The organism is Streptomyces sp. NBC_00557 (assembly GCF_036345995.1).
In the GTDB taxonomy this organism is placed as follows: Bacteria; Actinomycetota; Actinomycetes; order Streptomycetales; family Streptomycetaceae; genus Streptomyces.
The window spans coordinates 6,946,089-6,961,845 of record NZ_CP107796.1 but is presented as its reverse complement, the minus strand read 5'-3'; the positions used below and the strand labels follow the sequence as shown (position 1 = coordinate 6,961,845).

Below are 15,757 nucleotides of genomic sequence, written 5' to 3'. Positions count from 1 at the left end.
GTCGCGGCCGGGCGTCGGTGACCCGGGCGGCGAAGGTCGTCCGGCGCGGGGAGGGGCTCTGGGAGGCCACGGTCAGCGCGCCTCGATGTCACCGTCGCCGTCGACCACCTTGACGCCCCCCGGGCGCCGGTGAACACTTCCCGGTGTCAGCCGACATCGCCGTACATTCTCGGCGTTATCAGGCACTGCGTCACGGGTCTGTCCTGCTCCACGACCCGTCCTTCCCCGGCGATACGGCTGCGACGGCACGCTCGTCACGGTCGCCGGGCGGGACTGAGGACTCCCTGCCTCCGGCTGCAGACGCCAACGGAGCTTTCCCGCACGGAAGTCCGGGGCCGCCCGCCCCGAAAGGCGCCAAGGGAGCCGCCATGAGCAACGGAGACATTTTCGTCGGCGAAGTCATCGGCACCGCGATCCTGATCCTCTTCGGTGCCGGAGTCTGCGCCGCCGTCACCCTCAGATACTCCAAGGCACGGGCCTCCGGCTGGGTCGTCATCGCGTTCGGCTGGGGCTTCGGCGTCCTCGCGGGCGCGTACACCGCCGCTCCGCTCTCCGGCGGCCAGCTCAACCCCGCGGTCACCCTCGGCATCGCCATCGACACCGGCAAGTGGGGCAAGGTGTGGGTGTATCTGCTGGGGCAGCTCGTCGGCGCGATGCTCGGGGCCGTGCTGGCCTATCTGGTGTACCTCGCCCAGTTCCAGGCCAACGTCCGCAAGGAGGACACCACGGAGGGCACGGCCGACGAACCGGTGCCGACGCTCGGCATCTTCTCGACCATCCCCGAGATCCGGAACCCGATCGCCAACCTGGTCACCGAGATCATCGCGACCGTCGCCCTGGTGCTGCCGATCCTCGCCTTCGGGCTGACGAAGGGGCTCGGCGAGTCCGGCACCACCGTGCTGATCGTCTCCCTGCTCGTCGTGGGCATCGGGCTCTCCCTGGGCGGCCCCACCGGTTACGCCATCAACCCCGCCCGCGACCTCGGCCCGCGCATCGTGCACACCTTCCTGCCGATCCCCAACAAGGGCACCTCCGACTGGGGTTACGCCTGGATACCGGTCGTCGGGCCGCTGATCGGCGGGGCCATCGCCGGCGGCCTCTACAACGCGGCCTTCTGATCCGCCGTATCCCTTTCTTCCGGCCCCGAACGCCCGCTTCGCCGCTCTCCCCGCAACGCGCCCCTCAGACCAGCGACCCGACCCAGCGACCCAGGGGACCGCCATGACGGACACCGCCGACACCTACGTCGCCGCCATCGACCAGGGCACCACCTCCAGCCGTTGCATCGTCTTCGACCACAGCGGCGCCATCGTCGCCGTCGACCAGCGCGAACACCGCCAGATCTTCCCCAAGCCGGGCTGGGTGGAGCACGACGCGACCGAGATCTGGTCCAAGGTGCAGGCCGTGGTGGCCGGAGCGCTCGCCAAGGCCGGGCTGCGCGCCGACCGGCTGAGCGCCCTCGGCATCACCAACCAGCGGGAGACCACCGTCCTGTGGGACCGCGCCACGGGCAAACCCGTGCACAACGCGATCGTCTGGCAGGACACGCGCACCGCGGCCCTGTGCGGCGAACTGGGCGGCGCGGACGGCCAGGACCGCTTCCGGGAGCAGACCGGACTGCCGCTCGCCAGCTACTTCTCCGGGCCCAAGGCGGCCTGGCTGCTGGACAACGTGCCCGGCCTGCGGGAACGCGCCGAGCGCGGCGAGATCGCCTTCGGGACCATCGACTCCTGGCTGATCTGGAACCTCACCGGCGGCACCGAGGGCGGCCGGCATGTCACCGACGTCACGAACGCCGGCCGCACCATGCTGATGAACCTTCAGACCCTCCAGTGGGATCCGGCCATCCTGTCCGCCATGGACATCCCCGAGGCGATGCTGCCGGAGATCCGCTCCTCCGCCGAGGTGTACGGCACGGCCGTCGGACAGCTCGCCGGGGTGCCCGTCGCCTCCGCGCTGGGCGACCAGCAGGCCGCCGTCTTCGGGCAGGCCTGCTACGACGTGGGCACCGCGAAGAACACCTACGGCACCGGCAGTTTCCTGCTGCTGAACACCGGCGACCGGCCGGTGCCGTCCAAGAGCGGGCTGCTGACGACGATGGGGTACAAGATCGGCGGGGAGGCGCCGGTCTACTGCCTGGAGGGCTCCATCGCGATCACGGGCGCGCTCGTCCAGTGGTTCCGCGACCAGCTCGGGATCATCCGTACCGCCGACGAGATCGAGACGCTGGCGGCGAGCGTCGAGGACAACGGCGGCGCCTACATCGTGCCCGCGTTCTCGGGCCTGTTCGCGCCCTACTGGCGCTCCGACGCGCGCGGTGTCGTCACCGGCCTCACCCGGTACGTCACCAAATCGCACCTCGCGCGTGCGGTGCTGGAGGCGACGAGCTGGCAGACCCGGGAGGTCGTGGACGCCATGTACCAGGACTCCGGGGTGCGGATCAGCACCCTGAAGGTCGACGGCGGCATGACCAGGAACAACCTGCTCATGCAGCACCAGGCGGACGTCCTCGGCGTACCGGTGATCCGGCCCCGGGTGTCGGAGACGACCTGTCTGGGCGCCGCGTACGCGGCCGGTCTAGCGACGGGCGTGTGGAACGACCTGGACGAGCTGAAGTCCCACTGGCAGCGGGACACGGAGTGGACACCGGCGATGGAGCCGTCGGTACGCGACCGCGAGTACCGCAACTGGCGCAAGGCGGTGGAGAAGAGCTTCGGCTGGCTGGAGGAGGGCGACGCGTAGGGGATCGCGCACACGCGCGTGAGGGCCACTCGTCGAAGAGTCCCGGCACGCGCGCGTGAGGGCTCCTCACCGGACCACGGCTCGTACCCCTGTCGGCGGGGGTACGGGCCGTGCCCCTCACTCAGCGGAGAGGCCGCCTCGCCGGTCAGCGCAGGGCGGCCCGGCGGCGGTCCGCGGCGTGGTCCATCGCGTGCTGGACGACTCCGACGAGCACCTCCTTGACCGACTCCCGCTCTCGCGCGTCGCACAGCAGCACGGGAACGCCGTCGTCCAGGTCGAGGGCCTGCCGGACCACCTCGGCCGGGTAACGGGCCGCTCCCTCGAAGCAGTTGACGCCGACGAGGAAGGGGATGCCGCGCCGCTCGAAGTAGTCGACCGCGGCGAAGCAGTCCTCGAGACGGCGGGTGTCGGCCAGGACGACGGCGCCGAGCGCGCCCTCGGACAGCTCGTCCCACATGAACCAGAACCGTTCCTGTCCGGGCGTGCCGAACAGGTACAGCACCAGATCGTCGCGCAGGGTGATGCGGCCGAAGTCCATGGCCACGGTGGTGGTGTGCTTGCCCTCCACCCCGCTGGTGTCGTCGACCGGGCGGCCCGCCTCGGTGAGCGGTTCCTCGGTGCGCAGCGGCCTGATCTCGCTGACGGCTCCGACGAGGGTCGTCTTGCCCACGCCGAAGCCGCCGGCCACCAGGATCTTGAGCGTGACGGGCTCGACCGGGGACGCGCCGCGCTCAGAACGCCCGAAGATCATCGGTCTCTTCTCCTGCTCGGGGGCCCTGCTGGAGGGATCGTGCTTGACAGGGATCGTGCTTGGCAGTCCTGCGTGACAGTCCTGGCCGTGGGCTCCTGGCCGAGGGCTCCTGGCCGAGGGCTCCTGGCCGACGTCACAGGGCCCGGAGGCCGTTGATCACGTCACGCAGGATCCGCTCGTCCGGCAGCTCGGCCGGTGGCACCGGACGCGTGACATGGACGAGTTCCGCGTGCACGAGGTCGCCGACGAGGACACGCACCACACCGACCGGCAGGTCGAGTTCGGCGGCGAGTTCGGCGACCGACTGCGGTTCGCGGCGGCACAGCCCGACGATCTCCACGTGCTCCGGCGCCAGCGTCGGATCCGTTTCCGGGTCCTCCACGCCGGGTTCCGTGACGACCACCGCGATCAGGTCGAGCCGGTGCTGGCCCGGACTCGTGGTCCGGCCGCGCGTCATGGCGTAGGGACGGACGACCGGCCCGGCCTCGTCGTCGAACCAGTGGTTTCTTCCCTGACCGTCTGCGCTCATGACATCTCACTACCCGCCTGCGGGCAGATCGGTGCGCGGTGCGCTGCCCAGATGTGCGCCGACCCGCTTGACCAGCAGGGTCATCTCGTAGGCGACCTGTCCGACGTCGGAGTCGGCGTCGGACAGGACGGCGAGGCAGCTGCCGTCCCCGGCGGCCGTGACGAACAGGAAGGCGTCGTCCAGCTCGACCACCGTCTGCCGGACGCCGCCCGCGTCGAAGTGGCGGCCCACGCCCTTGGCCAGGCTGTGGAAGCCGGATGCGACGGCGGCCAGATGCTCGCTGTCCTCGCGGGTCAGGTCCTTGGACACACCCGTCGGGAGCCCGTCGCCGGACAGGATGACGGCCTTGCGGATGCTGGCCACCCGGTCGACCAGGTCGTCCAGGAGCCAGTTGAGCCCTCCCTTGTCGGTCGCCGTGTGGCCGGTCGCCTTCGGTGCGGTCATCGACCGTCCCCCTTTGTCGTTCCTTGTGCTGTGCCGTCGTGGGCGTCGTCGCCCGCGGCGTTCTCCCGCCGGCCGCGCTGCCAGCCGCGCTGGAGCGAGGCCATCCGGCTGCGGACCTCCTCGGCGTCGCGGTCGGCGGGCTGTGCCCCGCGCTCGGCGCGCGGCGCGGTGTCCTGCTTGAGCTGGGGGGCCAGACTGGCCTGACGGATGCGCCGGGGCAGGGGGCCGGCGGACGGCTCGGCAGCGTCCGAGTCCCCGGCTGCAGCGCCATCCGACGCCCCCTCGATGCCTTCGGCGGAGGGCGTGGACCGGGCACGCCGGGCCAGGGCAGCGCCACCCGACATCCCCTCAGCGCCTTCGACCGAGGCCGTGGACCCGGTACGCCGCGGCAACGCAGCGCCACCCGACATCCCCTCGGTGCCGTCGGCAGAGGGCGTAGGCCGGGTACGCCGGGGCAAGGCGGGGGCGTCGGGCACCGCGTCGGTGTTCTGCGCGGCGAGCGCCTCGCGGTCCTCGGCGGTCCGGCCGGGCGGTTCGGCGGAGGGCGTCGTGCGGGTGCGGCGCGGCAGCGCGGGCACGTCGCTGCTCTCCAGGGCGGTCGCCTCGCGCTCACCGGCCCGGTCCGCGGGGTCGGCGGGCTGTCCGCGGGTGGGGGTGCGCCGGCGGGTCGGGAGGGGGGCCGGTCCTTCGGCGCCGGGGCTGCGGGACCCGGCGGAGGGGTGCGGGTCCGGTTCGTCGCGGCGGGAGCGCCGGCCGGTGACGGGCCTGCCGTGCGAGCTGACCAGTTTCGGGGTCTGCCGACGCGGCAGCGGTATGGGCCCGGTGTCGTCGGCCTCGGCGGACGGGGCGGGCGCCGTGTCGTCCGCCCCGGAACCGGAGCGGCGGGGCCGGAACAGCCCGCCGCGCGTGCTGTCCTCGTCGGCCAGGACTCCGGGGAAGTCGTCGAGGGCGTCGAGATCCACCGGCGCCTCCAGCTCGACCGGGCCGTCGAGCAGCGAGGTGGGCAGGCCGGGGAGCGGCGCAGGCGCCATGGACCGCACGCCGGCGAGGCCCGCCTGCGCGCCGCCCTTCGCCGGCCGGTCCCGGTCGAGGCGGAAGCCGAGGCCGTTGGTGTCCGGTACGTCGTCGGACAGCAGCGCGTCCGGGATGAAGACGACGGCGGTGGTGCCGCCGTACGGCGACGGCTGGAGGGAGACCCGGACGTTCTGCCGCTGGGCGAGCCGGCTGACCACGAACAGGCCGAGCCGGTCGGTGTCGGACAGTTCGAACTCGGGCGTCTCGGCGAGGCGCAGGTTGGCCTCCAGGAGCGCCTCGGCCGTCATGCCGAGCCCCCGGTCGTGGATCTCCAGCGTGAAGCCGTTGGCGACCCGCTCGCCGAGCACCTGCACGGCGGTGTGCGGGGGCGAGAAGACCGTGGCGTTCTCGAGGAGTTCGGCCACGAGGTGGGTGAGGTCGGCGACGGCCGGACCGGTGACGGCGACCCGGGGCAGGCGCCGTACCTCGACGCGTTCGTAGTCCTCGACCTCGGCGACGGCGGCCCGTACGACGTCCATCAGCTGCACCGGGCGGCGCCACTGCCGGGAGGGCGCGGCGCCGGAGAGGATGACCAGGCCCTCGGCGTGCCGGCGCATGCGGGTGGTGAGGTGGTCGAGGCGGAAGAGGTCGGCGAGTTCGTCGGTGTCCTCGGTGCGGCGCTCCATGGTGTCGAGGAGGGTGAGCTGCTTGTGCAGCAGCACCTGGCTGCGGCGGGCGAGGTTGACGAAGACCTCGGAGACGCCGGCGCGCAGTTCGGCCTGTTTGACGGCGGCCTCGACGGCGGCGCGCTGGAGCGTGTTGAGGGCCTGTCCGACCTCGCCGATCTCGTTCTTGTCGTACTCCAGGCGCGGCACCTCGGTCTCGACGTCGACCTGTTCGCCCGCGGACAGCCGGCGCATCACGCTGGGCAGCCGGACACCGGACGCCTCGTGCGCCTCCGTGCGCAGCCGGCGCAGGTCGCGGACGAGGCGGCGGCCGATCCGGACCGACACGACGAGGGAGGCGACGAGCGCGACCAGGCCCAGCAGCCCGGCGACGGCGGCCTGCACGATGACGCCGACCGCCACCGGGCGCGTACGGTCCTGGAAGCGGTCGCCGACCTGGTCGTCGAGGGTGCCGAGGTCGTCCAGGGCGCTCGCGGCGGCCGAGTCCCAGCTCTGCGCGGTGACACCGCGCGGCGTACCGGACTCCGCGTCGATGACGGTCCGTTCGGCCGTGCGCAGCGGGGCGGTGGCGGCGTTCTTCCAGAAGCCTTCGTAGCGGTCCCGCTCGGCGGCGGGCAGCAGCGGCAGGCTGACGTCGTACAGGACGGTGCGCTGGGCGGCGAGGTCCGCGATGGCGCGCCGCTCGGCGCGGGTCAGCCGGCCGACGACGAGCGAGGAGCCGAGCAGGGCGTCCTCGCGGGAGAGCAGTTCGCGGGCGCGACCGATGTTGACCATCGCGCGTGCCTGCGCGTCCAGTGCGACGTCGTCGATGCCTTCGAGGGAGGCGAGCAGCGTGAAACAGGGGTCGACGAGGCGGTTGTAGAGATCGTAGGCCTGGGCCCGGGTGACCGTGCCCTGCTCGACGCCGTGGCGCAGGGAGTCGAGGCCGTCGAAGGCGTCCAGGACGGCGGTCAGACGCTCGTTGTCGGCCACGTCCAGGCCGTCGAAAACGTGCCTGCCGCCGGCGTTCCGGCGGATCTTGGCGAGGGCGCGGTCGGTCGCGGCGCGGGTGCGCCGCAGCGCGGACACGGCGTCGGCGGCTCTGGGGTCGGCGAGGTAGACGAGGGTCTGGCGGCGCTCCTGCTGCAGGACGCGGATGGCGTCCTCGGCGGGGTAGGCGATGTCCTGCTGGACGTCCGTCACCTGGAACAGCCGGGCCGCTTCGCGCCCTGTGAGTACCGTCGCGAAGCCCCAGATGGCGGTCAGGGACACCAACGGCACGAGAAGCAGCGCCACGATCTTCCGGCGGATGGACTTCCCGCGAAAGCGCATGGCCTCCCCCAGCTCGACCCCCGCCGGCCGGGGGTGCACATGTCCGTCAACAAACGGCGCGAGCCTACTACCGCCTCACAGTTAACTCGAAGACATGTCCGGAGGGCGAACTTCCGCTGCGGCGGCGAGACAGGGCGAGTTGTCCGGGCATTGCGGGAGATGGCCGCCTCGATCCAGCACCCGAGCATGGTGGGACCGACGCGTCGTTACCGGGTGGTTGGCTGGAATTTTTCGCCGACCGGGAATCATCGGGTGATCTCGTTCGTCCTCCTCTACGGGAAATGGGGGCGGAATGGGCCACAGGAGCCGCATCCCGCACCCCGGCGGCGTAAAACAGCGCAAGCCGGGCAGCCACTGGGGAGTCGGAGTCTTGTGACGCCGGGGCGAGCGGTCTGGCGGTGGGGAGTGACACGGTGATGGACACTGCGGAGCGGCGCGAAGCGCCCGAGGAGAGCGTGGCGGGACGCCCGGCGGCGGGGCGGGGCCCTGGGTCACCGGATCGCGGCATTCCGGCGCGTCGGCGCGCCGAGGAGACCGCCGAGCCGCAGTACTACCGGCCGTTGTGGGTCGAGGAGCCGGCCAAGCGGCATCCGCTGCCGGATCCGGTGCGTACGGCGGCGGTGCGGGCGCTGCTGATCATCGCGGTGACGCTGATACAGGCGATGGTGGCGTTCCTGTGCACGATGGCCGGGACCTGGCCGGCGTTCCCCCTGGTGATCAGCAGCGTGGTGAGCACGGTGGTGGCCACCTGGGCCGCGGTCGACGTGTGGGTGACCCGCCAGGTGTGGAACCAACGGTACGGCGTGGTCTCCGAGCCGAGCAGCACGGCCCGGGCGCTGCGCCGCGAGCGGCGCGCCCGGCGGCGCGCGGAGCGCGCGGCCCTGCGCGAGCAGGACCGGATACGCCGCCGGGGCGGCGCCGGGCAGCTGTCCCATCCCTGAGTCGCCGGCCGCGCCGCTACGGCGTGGCCGGCGCCGGCTTCCTGAACATGCGCGTCGCCGTGATCTCGCTGTGCACCGCTTCCCCGGCCCGGGGCTGCCGGGGCAGTCCGGGCCTGAGGTGTTCCTCCACGCTGATGTACTTCAGGCCGGCCCTGAGGTCGGCGTCGTTGCGGAGGCGGATGACCAGCGGGAACTCGGCCAGGGCGGTCGTGTCGAACAGGCCGGTGGTGTAGAGCAGCTGCACCCCGAGGGCGTCCGCCACTGCGCGCTGCAGCTCCAGCAGGTAGGTGGCGTTGGCGCGGCCGATCGGGTTGTCCAGGAACAGCGTGCCGGCGTGCCGGTGCTTGTCCCGGCCCCGGTCGTTGCTGCGCAGCGCGGCCATCGTGCAGTACAGGGCGATCGCCGCGGTGAGCAGCTGACCGCCGGAGAAGACGTCGCCCATCTGCCCGACGGGGACGCGCTCGGCGCGCAGTACGGCGTCGGGCTTGAGGATCTCGACGGCCACGCCCTTGGGCTGGAGCGCCGCGGCGACGCCGCGCAGCAGCAGCGACATGCCGTCCCGGCGCAGGTCGGAGTTCTTCTTCACGGCCGCGCGGGTGGCCTCGTCGATGACCTCGCCGAGGCGTTCGGTGAGCGTGGCCTGGTCGGGCTCCTCGAAGCGGATGCGCAGGAACTCCTGGCCGGACCACTCGCCGAGGCCCTCGGGCAGCCGGGAGAGCCGCTGCGCGGACCTCAGGGTGGCGAGGGCGGACTCCACGAGGCCCCGGAGGCGGTCCACGATGGAGTCGCGGTTGCGTTCGAGCTGGGCCAGCTCGTCGGTCAGGACGCGCAGCCGGGGCGCGAAGGCGTCGGCCCACTTCTGCGCGTGCTCGGGCAGCGCGGACGCGGGCAGTTCGCGGATCTGCTGCCGGGCGGGGGTGCGGACCTGTTCGTAGCGCGTGGAGTTGGCGTGCCGGACGAGGACGTCGCTCGCCTCGCGCACGGCCGCCTCGGCGGCGGACAGGTCGGCGGCGCAGCCGCGCAGTGAGCGGCGGGCCTCGGCGGCGGACTGCCGGGCGTCCTCCAGGCTGCCGGGGTACGGCTCCGGCTCCTCCTGCTCCTCGTCGGGGGTGTGCTCGCGCAGCAGGTCGCGGAGCATCGCGGCGATCTCGTCGAAGCCGCCGGCCGCGTCCTCGGCGGCCCGGTGGGCCTCCAGCAGCTCGGCGTGCGCCTCGCGGGCCTCGGCCAGCGCCTCGGTGCGGGCGGCGAGTTCGGCCGTCGCGGTGCGCAGCAGCGCCTGGGCGTGCTCGGCGTCGCGCGGGACGAGTTCCTCGGGCAGCTCGGTGTGCGCCTCGCCGTCCTCGGGGGCGTGCCGTTCGGCCTCGCCGCGCAGCCGGCCGAGCTGTTCGCTCGCGCTGGACATGCGGGTCTCCAGAAGCTGCACCAGCTCCTCCGCGCGTGCGGCGGCGGCCTGCCGGGAGGGCCCGTCGGAGCCGTCGGGCGACTGGAGGAGCTGCTCGGCGCGGGTGCGGACCTTGTTGCTGAGCCGGTCGAGTTCGGCGCGGGCGGCGCTCTCGTCGCTCTCCGCGCGGGCCTGCTCGGCGCGCAGGTCGGCGCCGACGCCGACCTTCTCGTACACCTGGGAGGCGGCCCGGTAGGCCTCGCGGAGGGCGGGCAGGGAGGCCTGGGGGGCGTCGGCGTCCTCGACCGGTACGTCGTCGGGGGCGCCGGCGATCTCGGAGCGCTCGGCGCGCAGGGCGCGCGCGGTGCGGCGGGCGTCGTCGGCGGCGCGCTGGGCGGCGCGGCGGTCCTCGTCGGCGGCGCGGGCGCGCTCCAGGCAGGTCTGGGCGCGCGCCTCGGACTCGGCGGCCTCGTCGGCGAGTTCGCGGAGCCGGGCCTGCCAGCCGGCGCGCTCGCGGAGCCGGTGGGCGAGTCCGGCGAGGGCGTCGGCGGCGCGGCGGGCCTTCTGCGCGGCCTCCTGCCGCTCGTCGCGGGCCTGCACGGCCTCGGCGGCGGCCTCGTCGGCCTCCGCGCGGACGGTTCGGGCCGCGGCCAGCTCGGCCTCGGCCTCCTCGGCGAACGCGCGGGTCTCCTCGGCCGCCCGGGCCAGTTCGGCGAGGCGTCCGGCAGGGCAGCCGGTGCGCCAGGAGGCGAGCCGGGCGGCCAGTTCGCGGTCCTTGCCGAGCCGGGCGGCGAGGGCGCGGATCTCCTCGTCGCGCTCGGTGGCCCGGGCACGCAGCGCCTGGCGTTCCTCGTCGGCGGCGTGTTCGTCGTGCATGGCCGGGTTCGGCGGCACGAGGAAGACGTCGCCCGGAGCGGCGTCGGCGGCGGGGGCCGGGGCGAGCAGGGCGGCGGCCGTGCCTACGGCGACGGCGGAGCGGGGCAGCAGGGCGGCGTCTTGGAGGGCCTCGCGGGCACGCGCGTGCGTGTCCGGGTCGGTGATGATGACGCCGTCGACCAGCTCGGGTCGGGCGGCGAGCACCCGCGCGTGGTCGGCGGGGTCGACGGCCTGGGCGAGGTAGCGCCAGCCGGGCAGCGCCGGGATGCCGTGTTCGCCGAGGAACTCCACCGTGGCCAGGACGTCGGGGCCGGGCGGCAGCAGTCCGCCGTCGCCGAGCGCGCCGAGGATCCTGGAGTCGTCGGCGGCGGCCGTGCGCAGTTCGAAGAGGTGCCGTTCGGCGGCCGAGACGGCGTCGTCGAGGAGTTCGCGCAACTCGTCGGCGAAGCGGTCCAGTTCCTCGGGGGTGAGGGGGCCTTCGGCGAGCGGGCGGGAGGTGCCGTGCGCGCCCGGTCCCGCCGGCTGGGCGGCGCCGTCACGCGTGCCGGCATCCGTTTCCGCGTCAGTGCCCTGCTCGGCCCGCGCGCCGCCCCGGGCGCCCGGCGCGTCGTCGGCGCTGGACCGGGGACCGGGCACTCCGGGCCGGCCGGCCGCGGGCGCGCCCGGCAGGCTGAGCAGTTCCGCGAGCCGCTCTTCGGCGGCCAGGGACTCGGCGAGGCGCCGCTCGGCGTCGTAGGCGCGCTGGGCGGCCGTGGCGGCGTCCGCCGCGCGGGCCGCGGTCAGTTCGGCGCGGGTCTCGGCGGCTGCGGCCTCACGCGCGTGCTCGGTGGCCTTGCGGGCGGCCTCGCGGGCCGCGTCCCAGGCGGCGACGGCGCTCTTCTCGGCGTCGCTCGCGGCGAGGGCGGCGCGCGCCGGGTCGGCGTCGGGGGCGCTGTCGTCGAGCCAGCCCGCGCGGACGGCCTCGGCGGTCTCCTGCTCGACCTCGGCGAGGCGCTGGCGCAGATGCCCGGCCTCGCTGCGGGCGCGCTGTGCCTCGGTGGCGGCGGTGGTGGAGTCCCGGTAGGCGGAGTCGGAGGCCTCCTGGAGGGCGGCGGAGCGCTCCTCCTCCTCGTTGGCGAGGGCTTCGGCGCGTTCCGCGGCCGCGTGCAGGGCCCGTACGAGGTCCACGGCGGCCTTGGCGCGGGCGGCGAGCGCGGGCGCGGCGTCCCGCTCGGCCTCCTGGATGGCGGCGGACACGCGCGCGACGCGGTCGGCGGCGGCGCGGTGCCGGAGCACGGCCTCGGCGGCCTGCCAGGCGGAGTGCAGGGTGCGGGCGTCGGCCAGCTCGCGCTTCTGCGCGGCGGCGGACTTCTCGGCTGCGGCGAGCGCCAGGGAGGCGTGCCGGTAGGCGAGTTCGGCGGCGATCAGGGCGCTGCGCTCGCGGGCGCCCTCGGAGTGGGTGACGGCGTACGCGGCGGCGGTGACCCGCTGGGCGAGGTCGGCGGCGCGCACCCGCTCCTGCACCGCCCGCGCGGTCAGCCGCCGGGCGAGGGTGCGGGTACGGCGCTCGGCGCCGACGTGGACCTCACGCGCGCGTGCGCGTGCCCCGGCGGCTTCGACGATCCGCCCGAGCAGGTCGACGGAGCCGGCGGTGAAGTCGCGTTCGGCGATCAGCTCGGCGCGCCGGCCGAGCTTGTTGCCGAAGCCGCTGACGAGGTCGGCGAGGCCGTCGGTGTCCCGGGTGTCGGTGACGGCGCGCAGCAGCAGGTCGGTGAAGTCGGAGTCCTTCTTGACCGCGAAGAGGCCGGCCGCCTCGCCCTCGTCGGCGTTCATCTCCCGCTGGTAGCGGAAGAGTTCGGGGTCGAGGCCGAGGTCGCCGAGGTGCTCGATCCAGCGGTCGTGGATCTCCTCCCAGTGCACCTCCAGGTGCGGGTAGGCCTTGCCGGCCTCCGTCAGGGCGTCGCGGAAGCCCTTCATGGTGCGGCGGCGGCCCTGGGCGCCCGAGGTGCCCTCGGCGGGCGGCCGTACGGCGGTGGACTCGGCGACCGGGAGGTTGTCCAGGCTGAGCCCCGGTCCGGGCCGGAACGAGTACCAGGCCTCGGCGAACTTGCGCGGGTCGCTGGAGACCTGCCGTCCGCGCCACTCGCTCACCTTGCCGACGACCACGCACTCGCCGGTCTGCACGTGCTGCCACTCCAGTGCCACGTGTCCGCAGTCGTCGGCGAGCAGGAACTTGCGCAGCACGCCGGAGCTGGCGCCGCCGAGGGTGTTGCGGTGGCCCGGCAGCATCACCGAGAAGATCAGCTTGAGCAGCACGGACTTGCCGCCGCCGTTCTCCAGGAAGAGCACGCCCGCGGGCGCGGGCCGGCGCGGCGGGCCGGACGGCTCCTCCTCGAAGAACTCCGCCTGCGTGGGCGCCGGGTCGGGCACGGGCTCGCCGACGCCCCGCAGGTCAAGCACGGTGTCGGCGTAGCGCGCACCGGCGGGACCGATGGAGTAGAGGCGGACCCGGGACAGCTCGTACATGGCGGACTCTCGTCGTAAGTCTTCGGAAAACGTGCGGGGGGTGCGGGAGTTCAGGAGTGGAACGGCAGCCCGGCGTCGGCCACCAGCTCCAGGTCGTCGGCGTCCTCGGCGGGCAGCAGGCTGGCCGTGCCGTCGGTCACCGGGACGACGCCCAGCTCCAGCAGTTCGGCCAGGGCGGCGCTGCCGGCCATGTCGCGGACCTGGAGCTGGTAGCGGGCCGTGGTGCGGTACGTGCCGCCGTTGTCGTCGCCGGTGCGCTGCAGGAAGCCCGAGTCGGTGAGGAAGGCGAGGGCCTTGGCGACGATGCCGGTGGTGGAGGCGGCCGGGCGGCGGGCGTCCTTGGTGGCTCCGGTGGCGCTGCGTCTGGCCCAGATCCGCCAGGCGGCCTCGAGGCCGGGCGCGTCGGTCGCCGGGTCGGTGTTCTCGCCGCGTTCCTCGGCCCGCTCCTCCAGGCGGCGGCAGGCCTGGCGTACGAAGGCGTCGACGCCGTTGACGGTGACACGGCCGATGTAGGTGTCGTCGGCGAGGTCCTCGGGGCGCGGGAACGCCAGCGCGGCCACGGCGAGATGGGCGAGTCCGTGCAGGAAGCGGTCGCCGGAGTCGGCGGCGGTGCGACGCGCGTAGTCGCCCATGCGGACGGCGAACACCGAGTCCTCGGCGGCGGTCACGGCCATCCCGGCGCGCGGGGACACCTCGAGGACGACGAGCCCCAGACCGGCGGCGACGGCGTCGGCGAGCCGGGCGAACGCCGGGTCCTCGCGGTAGCGCCGCAGCAGCTCGGTGTACTCCTGGTCGCGGGCGGGCTGCAGCTTGGGCTGGAGCCCGAAGGCGACGAGCCGGGCCGCGTCGGCGGCGTCGGCCGGGGTGACGGCGGCGGGCGCCGACGGGGCGGACGGCTCCGCCTCACTCCACTCGACGTGCTCGCTCACGGCTGTGACTCCTTGTCGCGTTGGTGCTCACTCATGCTGCTTCGGTCCGGTCCGCGGCCATCCCCGCCGCGTCCAGCAGCGCGGTTCCCACGATCAGATCGGCTCCGCCGAACTCCGGATCGTCCAGCTCGGTCCCGTCGTCCACGGCGAACAGCAGCTTCTCCTCGCCCTGCCGGTAGGCCGTTCCGACCGCCGGGCTGGCCGCGTGGACGGCCAGCAGGGCGACCAGATAGGCCAGGTCCGGGTCACCGGTGCGCCGGGCCTCGGCGAGGAGTCCCGACAGTCTGCGCGGAGCGTCGGCCGGGAGGTCCAGCAGCTCCATGGCGGCGGCCAGTTGCTCCTCGCTGAACCGGCTGTCGTCGGGTGTGGCGATCAGGTCGGGCTCGGGCATCTCCGCGCCCAGGTGCTCCCGCTCGACGGGCGGGGTCAGCAGTATGTCGACGAGGTCCGTCACCCGGACGGAGACCGGCGTGCGCAGGCCGGTGCCGTGCGCGAAGAACGCGTCGGTGACCCGGATGGCCTGCTCCAGGGGCAACGGCAGGACGGGGGCGAGGAGATGGCCGTACAGGTCCGTCCCGGACGTCCTGGCGGGCGTGGCGAAGGCCTGCCGGTCCTGCTCGGCGCGGAACAGCGGGCCCGCCTCCAGCAGCCGGGACTGCAGCTGGGTGTGGCGCCGGATGCAGTCCTTGACGATGTCGACCAGCTCGGCGGCGCGGCGCTTGTGCTCGGGCTCCTCGGTCTCGTCGCGGGCCTTGCGGATGTTGGTGAGGATCGCGTTCTCGTGGCGGTAGCGGTCGGCGACGTGGTCCAGGGCCTCGGCGATCATGTCGGGCACGGCGTTGAGCCAGTCCACCGCGCGGACGTTGCGCCGGGTGGCCTCCAGGGCCCGGCGCAGGCTCTCCGAGTACTGCACGGTGCGGTAGCGGGCCTGCTCGGCGGCGAGCTGGGCGTCGGCCAGCCGGCCGCGGCTGATGAGCACCTCCAGCTTGACCTCGGCGGCGATCTGGGCGCTGGTGACGTCGGTGTCGAGGGCGCCGACCAGGACGTTGACCGCCTCGTCCGTCGTGCGCAGGTAGACCGTGCCGCCGGGGCCCGGGACCTCCTCGATCAGCTTGAAGTCGTAGTCCCGCCGGACGTAGGTGCCGTCCGGGGCGAAGGTGCCGTAGACGGCGCGGAAGCCGCGGTCCACGCTGCCGACGTTGATCAGGTTCTCCAGGACCCAGCGGGCCACGCGCTCGTGCTCGGCGGCCGGCCGGTGCGGGGCCTGGGCGGCGATGCGCGGGACGAGCCGGGCGACGATCTGCTCGTGGTCGGCGCCGGTGTCGAAGTCCATGTTGAGCGTGACCAGGTCGATCGCGGCGAGGGCCACCTCGGCCATGCCGTACACCGAGTACTCACCGGCGAGGTTGGCCTTGCGCGCGTCGAGGTCGTGCAGCGGCGCGGTGCAGGCGAGCGCGCGCAGCCGCCGCGCCAGCCCCTCGTCGGCGGCCGGGCCCGGAGCCGGGCGCGGCCCCGCGCTGAGCTGGGGCGGAACGCTGTCCGTCGATGCAGGCGAAGTCACGGTGCACAGACTAGGTCCTGGGTCTGACATCGACCCAAACGAGCGGCTCCGCCGGATTGGCGGGGGCGCCGCGGGCTGCCTCGGGGC

At 74.0% G+C, this 15,757-nt stretch carries 10 protein-coding genes; 3 read left to right on the top strand and 7 right to left on the bottom strand.

The genetic code is table 11. The annotated features are described in order from the left end of the window. The first annotated feature begins 368 nt into the window (after positions 1-368). Together OG956_RS30715 and glpK are read left to right on the top strand one after the other, a co-directional pair. Entirely contained in the window at positions 369-1,118 is a 750-nt protein-coding gene (locus tag OG956_RS30715; RefSeq protein WP_330341255.1) for an MIP/aquaporin family protein, read from the top strand. A gap of 103 nt (positions 1,119-1,221) precedes the next feature. Next, positions 1,222-2,742, top strand: a complete 1,521-nt coding sequence (glpK, locus tag OG956_RS30710) for a glycerol kinase GlpK (RefSeq protein ID WP_330341254.1) — start codon at positions 1,222-1,224, stop codon at positions 2,740-2,742. Between the two features lie 145 nt (positions 2,743-2,887). Here glpK and OG956_RS30705 read toward each other — a convergent pair whose 3' ends face one another. The 4 genes from OG956_RS30705 to OG956_RS30690 all read right to left on the bottom strand — a co-directional run bounded on the left by OG956_RS30705 (position 2,888) and on the right by OG956_RS30690 (position 7,477). Next, positions 2,888-3,493, bottom strand: a complete 606-nt coding sequence (locus OG956_RS30705; RefSeq protein WP_330341253.1) for a GTP-binding protein — start codon at positions 3,491-3,493, stop codon at positions 2,888-2,890. Between the two features lie 133 nt (positions 3,494-3,626). After that, complete coding sequence (locus OG956_RS30700; protein WP_330341252.1) at positions 3,627-4,022, bottom strand: DUF742 domain-containing protein; 396 nt, start codon at positions 4,020-4,022, stop codon at positions 3,627-3,629. 9 nt (positions 4,023-4,031) lie between these two features. Continuing rightward, a complete protein-coding gene (locus OG956_RS30695; RefSeq protein WP_330341251.1) occupies positions 4,032-4,466 on the bottom strand; it encodes a roadblock/LC7 domain-containing protein in 435 nt (144 codons plus the stop codon). After that, a complete protein-coding gene (locus OG956_RS30690; RefSeq protein ID WP_330341250.1) occupies positions 4,463-7,477 on the bottom strand; it encodes a sensor histidine kinase in 3,015 nt (1,004 codons plus the stop codon). The genes OG956_RS30695 and OG956_RS30690 overlap by 4 nt, the downstream gene beginning before the upstream one ends. A 416-nt stretch (positions 7,478-7,893) precedes the next feature. Here OG956_RS30690 and OG956_RS30685 point away from each other — a divergent pair, with 416 nt between their 5' ends. Continuing rightward, positions 7,894-8,418, top strand: coding sequence for a hypothetical protein (locus tag OG956_RS30685; protein WP_330341249.1), 525 nt, complete (start codon positions 7,894-7,896; stop codon positions 8,416-8,418). 16 nt (positions 8,419-8,434) lie between these two features. Here the strand turns inward: OG956_RS30685 and OG956_RS30680 are convergent, their stop codons facing one another. Genes OG956_RS30680 through OG956_RS30670 form a run of 3 tightly spaced genes read right to left on the bottom strand, consistent with a single transcriptional unit; the run spans position 8,435 to position 15,670 of the window. Then, a complete protein-coding gene (locus tag OG956_RS30680) occupies positions 8,435-13,180 on the bottom strand; it encodes a hypothetical protein (protein ID WP_330341248.1) in 4,746 nt (1,581 codons plus the stop codon). 50 nt (positions 13,181-13,230) lie between these two features. After that, positions 13,231-14,109 (bottom strand): hypothetical protein, encoded by an 879-nt coding sequence (locus OG956_RS30675; RefSeq protein ID WP_330341247.1) that lies wholly within the window; start codon positions 14,107-14,109, stop codon positions 13,231-13,233. 31 nt (positions 14,110-14,140) lie between these two features. Beyond that, a complete protein-coding gene (locus tag OG956_RS30670; protein ID WP_330341246.1) occupies positions 14,141-15,670 on the bottom strand; it encodes a hypothetical protein in 1,530 nt (509 codons plus the stop codon). Positions 15,671-15,757 lie beyond the last annotated feature (87 nt).